Source organism: Chryseobacterium sp. YIM B08800 (assembly GCF_026163565.1).
Lineage (GTDB): Bacteria > Bacteroidota > Bacteroidia > Flavobacteriales > Weeksellaceae > Chryseobacterium.
In genome coordinates this window covers 1-9,162 of sequence record NZ_JAPDKN010000090.1, presented here as the reverse complement: position 1 = coordinate 9,162, position 9,162 = coordinate 1, and the positions used below count along the sequence as shown (strand labels likewise).

Sequence of the window (9,162 nt, the reverse complement as noted above, 5' to 3'; positions counted from 1 at the left end):
CTGCCATAAAATTATTACTCAATAAAATTTAAACAGGCTCTTACACTTATTATTTAAACTGCTTTTTCTGTCTTTAACCGGAAAATTTCTTTAGCATTAAAAATAATAACTGCTAAAAATATAATAGAATAAGACAAAATCTGCAACCCTCCAAGAGCTTCATGATAAACCGCTCCCGCCAAAACAAAGGCTATGATCGGGTTGATATTGAGAATCATTCCGACTTTTGATGAGGCAATTCCTGATAACGCATATAAATTCAGCAATAATGGAACAATCGTGTACATTACTGCAATGATTTCAATATAGAAATAGAATTTAAATTCTGTAGGAACCGTTCCTGAATACGACGGAAAAAACGGCAATAAGATCAATGCCGCCAAGATTATATGGAAATTAAGAACCAGAAATTTATCAAATTTAGAATTTACACTCTGAATAATAAGATAACTTGCATAAGTAGACCCAATTAAACTACTGTAAACCATATCTATAAGATTGGAATACGAAAGCAAAACACATCCTACTCCACTTAAAACTACCGAAATCCATTGTAATTTTGTAAGTTTTTCCCGAAGAATAAAAAATGCTAAAATTGTTGTAATGATCGGACATACAAGATAGGCGACAGACGTTGCTCTCACACTGATATGATTCATCACATAGATAAACGAAAACCAGTTTGCGGTAAGTAAAATACTGCTTAAAACATTTAGACCTACTATTTTATATTTACTTTTCTGGGAAATGCTTTTAAAATAGTTTAAATTGTCTTTAAGCTTAGCTCTCCTGAAAAGTACCGTTACCACAGACATAATCAATGCACAGCTGAAAACCCTGTAAAAAAGAATATCTAAAGAAGCATACGAATGCAGCGGTTTTAAAACCAAACTGAATGTTCCCCAAGTTGCGAAGGCGAAAATGGCGGCTAAATAATATTTAAAATTCTTCAATTGAAGTAAAGGTATTTTTATTGCTTTAAAGAGAGACAAAGATAAGAATAAGGAAGCTGCGAATACTCCTTCAATATCAGGTTTTAAAATATTATTCTCAGAACTTGTTTAAAATTCATGTGCTTAATTTTCTTAACTTAAATAAACCTTGTTTATTCTTTTTATTAAACATTAAGTAATTAAGAAATCTTATCATAATGAATGGACAATTTTAAGAAATCAATAAATTGATTTTGATCAAAGCTTTATTAAGCGTAATTCTTCGAAAATCTAAACTTCTTAATGTTAAAAATAGTTTTAAATAAAGGTAAACAAAGCCGTTTCATTTATTTTAATTTAAAATGCGCAATGAGTACTATTAAATTCATTTATAATGGAAATATTTGTAGCGCTTTAATTTTGAAAACCGTAGTTTTGTAGAGATGTCAAATATAAAACTTCACATAAAATTCTACAGAGCAATCGTAATGATGCTTGTTGTAGCATTTTCGTTATCTCCCTGTTCATTGAAGAGAGAGGTTTTGGAAGTTTTCAACATTCAGCACATCGGTACTCTCAACAAAGTAAAAACAACGGCACCTTCATTTTTCAGTTGTGAAAGTTTTAATTCTTCTTCAAAAGTTTCCGTTTCAAGATCTGATTTTAAATTTAAAGGAATTGCATTTTCAAATTTTTTACAATCGGATAATTTAAATTTCGAAAAGCCAACTTTTTCTCAAACAAATTATTCCGGAAACACTTCAGGAAACAGTCCTCCAAAGTATATTTTATTTAAAAGATTGAAACTGGATATGGCTTAGGATCATTTCTAGATCATTTTTCACTATCAACTTTTAAAATAAACTTTAATGACAAAAAATATGACCAATCAGCCTACTGATATGGCTGGTTTATATACATTATCTATCCGCCTTGTAATTGGCTGGACCTACTTTTCAGCTTTCTGGCGCAGACTTATTCTCGAAAACAAACTCGTTCCCGATGAAGCCGGATATATCGGCGAAAAATTCAATCATTTTTTACCGAATGCTTTAGGAATAAAACCCATTATCGAATATCTCGTCACTCATCCCGATGCGCTGCAAACCTCAATGGTCAGCTTTACCATCATTGAAGCTATTGTAGGACTATTTATTATTTTGGGAATGTTCACAAGATTGATGGCTGCAGGAGTTTTTGCTTTGGCAATGGGAATTTTATTGGGTTCTGGATGGATAGGAACGACCTGCTTAGACGAATGGCAAATAGGTGTTTTAGGAATCGCTTGTGGATTTACCCTTTTTCTTACAGGCAGCGGAACTTATTCTTTAGATCAATATTTTAAAAATAAAAAATACCGTTTTACTCAGAAAAAATGGTTTCATTATTTAGGTTCTGGGATTTTACCGATTAGAAATCCAAAACGTTTTGTACTTGTAGGTTCATTGCTTATTTTTGGATTGACTTTATACACCAATCAATATTTTCATGGTGGTGTTTTTGGAACTCTGCATAATAAATCGGTGAAGCCAAAAGTTGAAATTTCCAATATAAAAATCAATCCGTCACAGATAAAATTTGAAGTTTACAGAACGGAAGGTGTTGATGTTTATGGCTCTTTTCTTATCGGAATCGATTTATTAAATGAAAAAGGAGAAGTCATTCAATCTATGAATGGAACTGAACTTTCAAAATTTTCTAAAGAAAAAATTCACAATCATTATGTGGCAAAAGTAAAGCCCGGGAAGCATAGTTTAATTATTCCTTTAGGTTCAAAAGCAGATTTAACGATTGATTTGAAAGATCATCCTTCTTCGTCCGAAAAAATATCAGTGATAAAATTGACTGACATCAGCGGTGCAGAATGGATTGCGAAAATCAAATAAATTTAACTTAATATTTTATCATATTCACTGATTTTCTGAATATGATAAAATATTAATATCTGCAAAAGGTTTTATTTTGTAAATTTAAATTAATAACAAATTCAAAAATTAACCTATGAAAAACTCAATTCTTCTAATTCTCATGCTTACATTCTTAAGTTTCGGAAACTTTGCAAAAGCCCAGAAAATATCCGACGGCGAAACTGCAGACGTTAACGGAATGAAAGTAAGCTTTAACATCCTTAATAAAGAAAGCATACAAGTTGGCGGAAAAAACTTCGACCGTTACAAAGTATCGGCTTCGGTAAAAAATACGTCAGATAAATCTTACAATATCAGACTTACCTCTTATCCACAAATTGTAATGGACACCGGAATTGTAGAACTAGATTGTGTAAATGCTACAGGAGCAAAACTGACCTCGAAAAAGATTCAGCTAAAAATGAAAACTCAGATGATCAATGTTTCGTATTCTGCTTACGACAAATCCGGAAAGTTTGTTACCAACATTTTGCCTGTTATCGGAAGTTATTATTTTGATACAGGAGATACAATTAATGATGATGCTATTTTTATTGTTCCACAGGGTGAAAAACCTGAGGTAAGTGTAAGAAGTTTGAGATAATTTTTATTGAAACAAATTTTAAAGCAATCATAAAAAACAAAACCACCTCTGAAAAACAGAGGTGGTTTTTATATAATAAATTTATATTAATTATAATTCTAAGAAACTGTGTGCTACTGCAACTTCTTTAGTTCCGCTTCCTTCGATTGTATCTGTTTCTGCAACTTCACCGTCAATATAAATTGATACAATAAGTTTAGAATCTGCATTCAAAAGATTAGCATTCGCTGCAAAATTTAATTGAGACTGGCTAGAATTTACAAAAAACTCACCGCTCGTCCAAAGTAAACCAGGAGAATCAAACAATGTTTCCTGTTTTGTTCCTACCTGAGTAATAATCGTTTTGAATGTACTTACAGGAGGAGTAGGAGCTGTACCACCGTTAACTATTTTTGCTTCAAACTGCACCAAGTGATCCTGAAACTCGTCTTCGTCATCATCTTTACAAGAATTAAAAACAGAAGCTGCTGAAAATAATATCACTGCTAAAAATGAAAGTCTAAGTAAATTTTTTGATTTGTAAAATTGCTTCATTTCTCCAAATAGATTTTTTAATGTTTCAAATATAGGTTTTTTATCAATATAAAAATAACTTTTATGAAAATTTTCCAACAAAGATTTCCAAATAATATCAAATCAATAAAAGACTCAGCGTGTTTTTTATGAGGTAAATTCTTTATGAAATTTTACTATTGACCAATGAAATTATTAAATTAAAATCTCAATATTATTATCTTTGCCAAATGAATTTAGATTATATCGTAAGAGAACCAGAAAATATCAGTTCGATTACCCCCATTCTTTTCATGCTTCACGGTTATGGCAGCAATGAGCAGGATCTTTTCAGTTTCAGAGAAAGTCTTCCGGCAGACTGGATTATTGTGAGTTTCAGAGCTCCGAAACCTACTCAGTTTGAAGGATATTCTTGGTTTGATATCGACTTCAACAATCCTGAACAATTTATAGACATCGATCAGGCAAAAGAAGCTCTTGAAAGCGTTCTGCAAAACATCATGGCGATTACCAACAAATATGGTCTTACCAGAAATAAAACACATCTTTGCGGATTCAGCCAAGGCGGAATTTTGTGTTACAGTTTAGCTTTACAATATCCTGATCTTTTTAATTATGTTGCTTGTTTAAGTACATATCCTGAAGAAAAATTGCTTACTAATATTGTGAAAGATAAAAAGAAATTAGAAAATCTTCGTTTCTTTGTTTCTCATGGTACAGACGACGCCATTATTCCTATGGAATGGGGAAGAAAAGCTGCAGATCTTCTGTATGATTTGAGCTGCTACTTCACATTCAGAGAATATATGAGCGGTCATGGTGTCAACCAAAAAAATTATATCGATCTGATGGAATTTTTCTCAAAATAATATATTAAAAATCATTATCGATTTATAAAATACTAAACATTCATACTCATGAATGTTTTTTTTGTATCATATCATATAATTCACTAATTTCAATTTATGAAATATCGGTTTTTAATATCAATTTTACTTTTAAGCATTTTCGTTAATGCTCAGAATAAATTTGAGATTAAAAATGTAAATAAAGTCGTGATTCCTTTTAAGTTGATTAATAATTTAATCTTCATTCCTATTAACATCAATGGCGCAGAACTTACCTTTATGCTTGATAGCGGAGTTACGGAAAACACTATTTTCAGCCTTGAAGACAAAGAAATAAAACTAAGCGCAATGGAAAAAATGAAATTTTCCGGGCTTGGTGGCAATAGAAGTATCGAAGGATTTAAATCTGATCTAAATACCGGAAAAATCGGAAAAAACTTTGTAAATGATTCTTTGATGGTTTACATTATTCAGGATGAGGAATTCAATATTTCTTCGCACATCGGAATTCCCGTTAACGGATTTATTGGGTATCATTTCTTTAAAGACTATCCAATTATTATAGATTACAGTTCAAAAAAAATTACTGTTTATAAAGACCGCGCACTTTTTGAAAAGAAAATTAAAAAATTTGATGAGTTCCCTATTTCTATTGAGAAAAGCAAGCCTTATATTTTCGCCGATGTAGAAATGACAAACGAAAGAAAGGCTTCAAAATTGCTCATCGATATTGGAAATAGTGATGCAATTTGGTTATTCCCCACTCTTATAAAAGATTTCGTTTATAACAGACCCAATATTGATGATTTTTTGGGCAGAGGTTTTAATGGAGATATTTATGGTAAAAGAAGCAGAATCCATCAGCTTAGTCTTGGACAATTTAAATTTGAAAAACCTCTAACTGCAATGCCTGACGAATTTTCTATTCAGCATCTCAATTTGGCACAAGACAGAAAAGGCTCAGTTGGTGGAGAAATCATGCGTCGATTTACTGTCGCTTTTGATTATCCTAATGAAAAAATATATCTTAGAAAAAATAGAAATTACGATGATCCTTTTCATTTTAATATGAGCGGACTCGATTTTAAACAAGATGGTCTTCAATGGGAAAAAGACTATTTAACTTTTAAAACATTAACAGAAAAATCGACATCAGGTGATATTCAAACGTACAATAGTAATATTCAATATAAATTCGTTTTAAAACCTCTATTTTCACTTGCGGGTGTACGAAAAGATTCTCCTGCAGATAAAGCAGGCCTAAAAAAAAATGATCAATTAATAACGATTAACGGAAAGAAAACTTCAGAAATGACATTAAACAAAATTATGGAAATAATGAAGTCTGATGAAGGAAAAACAATCAATATGACCGTAGACAGAAAAGGCGTAGAGCTAAAATTTTCGTTTACATTAGAAGACCCAATTCCCTATCAAGAATAATATGGAAACAAAAGAAACCACTTTAGATAAAATAAGGAACAGACCAAGATTTAAAATGTACACGCATCTTAGCAAAGAAACGTACGCGGAAAATCTGAAAAAATATTTGATTGAGCATAAAGACGAATTTACAGGAAACGTAAATACCGAAGTTGCAACAATTTCTGTTTTAACTAAAGATGATAATTATTGGAAACCGTGTTTGGCGCTCAGAACAGAACTTGACGATGAAGAAATTACCGTAATAAGAGGAGTTTTTGGACCAAGTTCTGCAGTCTGGACATTTTTTATGTTTCTCTATTTCTTGTTTACCATTTCGTGGATGACTTTTTTCACCATGTATTATGTAGAAAATCAAATCAACAGCCATGAATTTCCTTGGGCTTTACACGCTTCATTTGTAATGCTTATTTTCATTGCTGCCACTTATGCTGCGGCAAGATTCGGGCAAAGTAAAGCTAAAGAAGAAATGAAAAAACTCCGCAAATTTGCGGAGGAATCTACTTTAAAATTTGAAAAAACAGTTTAGTTTTCTGAAGTTTCAGTTTCCTGAATAACAGCTTGCGAAGCTTTTGCAGCTTTTATAGAATCTGCTATTTTTTCACGATTGGTCTGTTCGAAAACCATTTTTTCAACATTAGGCTGAATCAATTTGGTCATTTCTTCAACAGAAATATTATTGGCATTGGGATCATTCAGAAGATTTCTCCAAGGTTTTCTTTTTCCCCAAGGATAATCTCCAAAAACCATTACCGGTGTACCTTTTGCTTTTGTAGTGGCTCCACCCGGATTTAAAATCCATGTATCTGCATAATTGTATAACCAAATCGCATCTTTCATTAATAATCTTAAACAAGAGTGAGATGCAGGATAACCCGGAAGGTCATACTGATGCCATCCTATTCCGTGGGTATTATGAATATTAAAATTATAAGGAAGTTTCCATTCACTTTTTACCGTGGAAATGGCGAGTTTCTTTTTCCAGTTGGCAAACATCAAACCTCTGTCGGTCTGAGCTGCTTTTTTACCCATACTCGTAGGTCCCCATTTTACTAAAGTACCATTTGAATAAACACCATAAGCCTGAATAGGATAAGAAAATATGACAAACTTTTTCACATCACTCAACACATCAAGCTGCATCGGGAAAGGTGAATATGCCATTAAAGTGGTGTCTATTTTTGCCGGAACCACCAACGTATCAGAATTCCATTTGCTTTTGGAATCTAATCTGTTTAAAGCTAAAATTGCATATCGTTCTCTTTCGGTATATTTTTTACTGAAAATCGCATACAGAGAATCTCTCAGTTTTTTATCTTTTGGAATTGCAAAGGCATTATAAAACCCGTTCTCCTGAATCATTGGCGGTGCAGATTCTTCTACCGGTTTTGTTTTGATAGAATCTGGATCGGCGGTATTTTTTGCAATTTCTTCTGAAGTCGAAGTCTGTTGCTGGTTTTGATCTACAGCTTCTTCTTTTTTACAGGAAGTAAAAAACAATGCGAGAAATAAAGTGTAAAATATTGATTTTTTCAAAGTTAGGTTTTTCATAAATATTAATGTTCATCTCAGTTTGGTATAGACTTACAAATATCAGACCTAAATCATAAAAATAAAGGACTTTTAATTCTACAAGTCTTGATTAAATTTACAAAAATCATCTTTCATTTATACAATAAATTATATATTTGCTTATAATTCATCACAAATTGAATTATTAAAACATAAACATCTTTAAAACAATGAAAAAGACAACGATTTATTCGCTAACTGCAACTTCTGCTTTAATTTTAATTCTTTCATCTTTCCAAATATCAAGAGGAAGACATCTTTATAGAAATGAATGGATAATTCCTTCACAGAAACAACTTCAGATTAAAAATTCATCAAAGGAAAGTTTAAGTGTAGTTTTATATAACACTTCGAAAACAGAAGATTTAAAATATATTACCGATAAAAATCAGACAAAAGTACTTCCGAAAAACGATTCTGCAGTAACAAAAATCAATTTTACAAATGAATTATACATCGTAAACAATTCGTCTCAACAAAATTTATTTAAGATCAAGATCATCAATAACAGCGGAAAAATAAAGGCAACTGTAAAAGATAAATCGTCTAAATAATCTTCTTTTTTAATTAACCTAAACTAACATTACTATCAAAAATGGTAATGTTTTTTTTGTGATTAATTGATAATAATTCGAAAGTATCAAAATGATTTTCATGTTTAAAAAAGCTCTTTTTTGAAAATAGTTTTTGAAAGGATTATTATATTTCTTTCCATCTTTTAGGCAATAAAAAAAGCCAGCAGCTATAAATTGCTACTGGCTGATCATTAAGTTATGATTTCGATTAATACCTAAATATTTTATCTTTTTATAAACTTAAATGTTTTAACATCATCTTTAGTGAATACCTGAATCAAGTAAACTCCCTGAACTAATGAATGAACATTAATGCTTCTTTCATTTTTAGATAATGTTTTCTCGGTAACTTTTCTACCGTCAGCTGCGTAAATCGCTAATTTTATAATTTTCTCCTCTCCACTTATGTTAAGGATATCTATTACCGGGTTAGGATAAATTTGCATATCTGAGTTTGGTTTTATAGCGTTACCTACACTTAAACTCGCATTGAAAGCAAGAACTGCCAATGAAGTTGTAGACTCACAAACTCCCACTGTTTGAGTTGCATAATACGTTGTATTATTTACAATCACTGTGCTTGTTGGTAAGCTTCCTGTATGGTTTGCTGCGTCCGTAGCAGAAGCATACCATTTGATATTTTGCCCGACAACTACTAAAGCACTTAAAGTATTTCCTAAGCTAAAGCTTTGTGTTGCTGCTCCAGTCGGAGCTGCTACTGCACTTGATTGAGTTACTGTCGCACTTACAGTTCCTGTACATCCGTTT

At 31.7% G+C, this 9,162-nt stretch carries 11 protein-coding genes; 7 read left to right on the top strand and 4 right to left on the bottom strand.

Annotated features, from left to right (window positions below; all coding sequences use genetic code 11):
• Positions 1-53: 53 nt before the first annotated feature.
• Positions 54-953 (bottom strand): EamA family transporter, encoded by a 900-nt coding sequence (locus OEW74_RS19195; protein ID WP_265430008.1) that lies wholly within the window; start codon positions 951-953, stop codon positions 54-56.
• A 422-nt stretch (positions 954-1,375) separates the two neighbouring features.
• Between OEW74_RS19195 and OEW74_RS19190 the strand changes: the two genes are divergently transcribed.
• From OEW74_RS19190 to OEW74_RS19180, 3 genes are all read left to right on the top strand, one after another.
• Positions 1,376-1,753, top strand: coding sequence for a hypothetical protein (locus tag OEW74_RS19190; RefSeq protein ID WP_265430007.1), 378 nt, complete (start codon positions 1,376-1,378; stop codon positions 1,751-1,753).
• 48 nt (positions 1,754-1,801) lie between these two features.
• A complete protein-coding gene (locus OEW74_RS19185) occupies positions 1,802-2,818 on the top strand; it encodes a TQO small subunit DoxD (protein WP_265430006.1) in 1,017 nt (338 codons plus the stop codon).
• A 115-nt stretch (positions 2,819-2,933) separates the two neighbouring features.
• Positions 2,934-3,443 (top strand): hypothetical protein, encoded by a 510-nt coding sequence (locus OEW74_RS19180; protein ID WP_265430005.1) that lies wholly within the window; start codon positions 2,934-2,936, stop codon positions 3,441-3,443.
• Between the two features lie 90 nt (positions 3,444-3,533).
• Here OEW74_RS19180 and OEW74_RS19175 read toward each other — a convergent pair whose 3' ends face one another.
• Positions 3,534-3,977: a hypothetical protein gene (locus OEW74_RS19175; protein WP_102981482.1), complete on the bottom strand. Its 444-nt coding sequence runs from the start codon at positions 3,975-3,977 to the stop codon at positions 3,534-3,536.
• A gap of 209 nt (positions 3,978-4,186) precedes the next feature.
• Here OEW74_RS19175 and OEW74_RS19170 point away from each other — a divergent pair, with 209 nt between their 5' ends.
• The 3 genes from OEW74_RS19170 to OEW74_RS19160 all read left to right on the top strand — a co-directional run bounded on the left by OEW74_RS19170 (position 4,187) and on the right by OEW74_RS19160 (position 6,776).
• Positions 4,187-4,825 carry an alpha/beta hydrolase gene (locus OEW74_RS19170; RefSeq protein WP_265430004.1) on the top strand — a complete coding sequence of 213 codons (639 nt, stop codon included), beginning with the start codon at positions 4,187-4,189 and terminating at the stop codon, positions 4,823-4,825.
• Positions 4,826-4,921: 96 nt separating this feature from the next.
• On the top strand, positions 4,922-6,247 hold the full coding sequence (locus OEW74_RS19165; protein WP_265430003.1) for a PDZ domain-containing protein: 1,326 nt from the start codon (positions 4,922-4,924) through the stop codon (positions 6,245-6,247).
• A gap of 1 nt (position 6,248) precedes the next feature.
• On the top strand, positions 6,249-6,776 hold the full coding sequence (locus tag OEW74_RS19160) for a hypothetical protein (protein ID WP_265430002.1): 528 nt from the start codon (positions 6,249-6,251) through the stop codon (positions 6,774-6,776).
• Here the strand turns inward: OEW74_RS19160 and OEW74_RS19155 are convergent.
• Positions 6,773-7,798, bottom strand: a complete 1,026-nt coding sequence (locus tag OEW74_RS19155) for a L,D-transpeptidase (protein WP_265430001.1) — start codon at positions 7,796-7,798, stop codon at positions 6,773-6,775. The two genes, OEW74_RS19160 and OEW74_RS19155, sit on opposite strands and share 4 nt — an antisense overlap.
• Before the next feature lie 191 nt (positions 7,799-7,989).
• On the opposite strand from OEW74_RS19155, the gene OEW74_RS19150 reads away from it, so the two are divergent.
• Positions 7,990-8,373, top strand: a complete 384-nt coding sequence (locus OEW74_RS19150) for a hypothetical protein (protein ID WP_265430000.1) — start codon at positions 7,990-7,992, stop codon at positions 8,371-8,373.
• 245 nt (positions 8,374-8,618) lie between these two features.
• Here OEW74_RS19150 and OEW74_RS19145 read toward each other — a convergent pair.
• The coding region (locus OEW74_RS19145; protein ID WP_265429999.1) for a T9SS type A sorting domain-containing protein at positions 8,619-9,162 on the bottom strand (544 nt) is incomplete at its 5' end.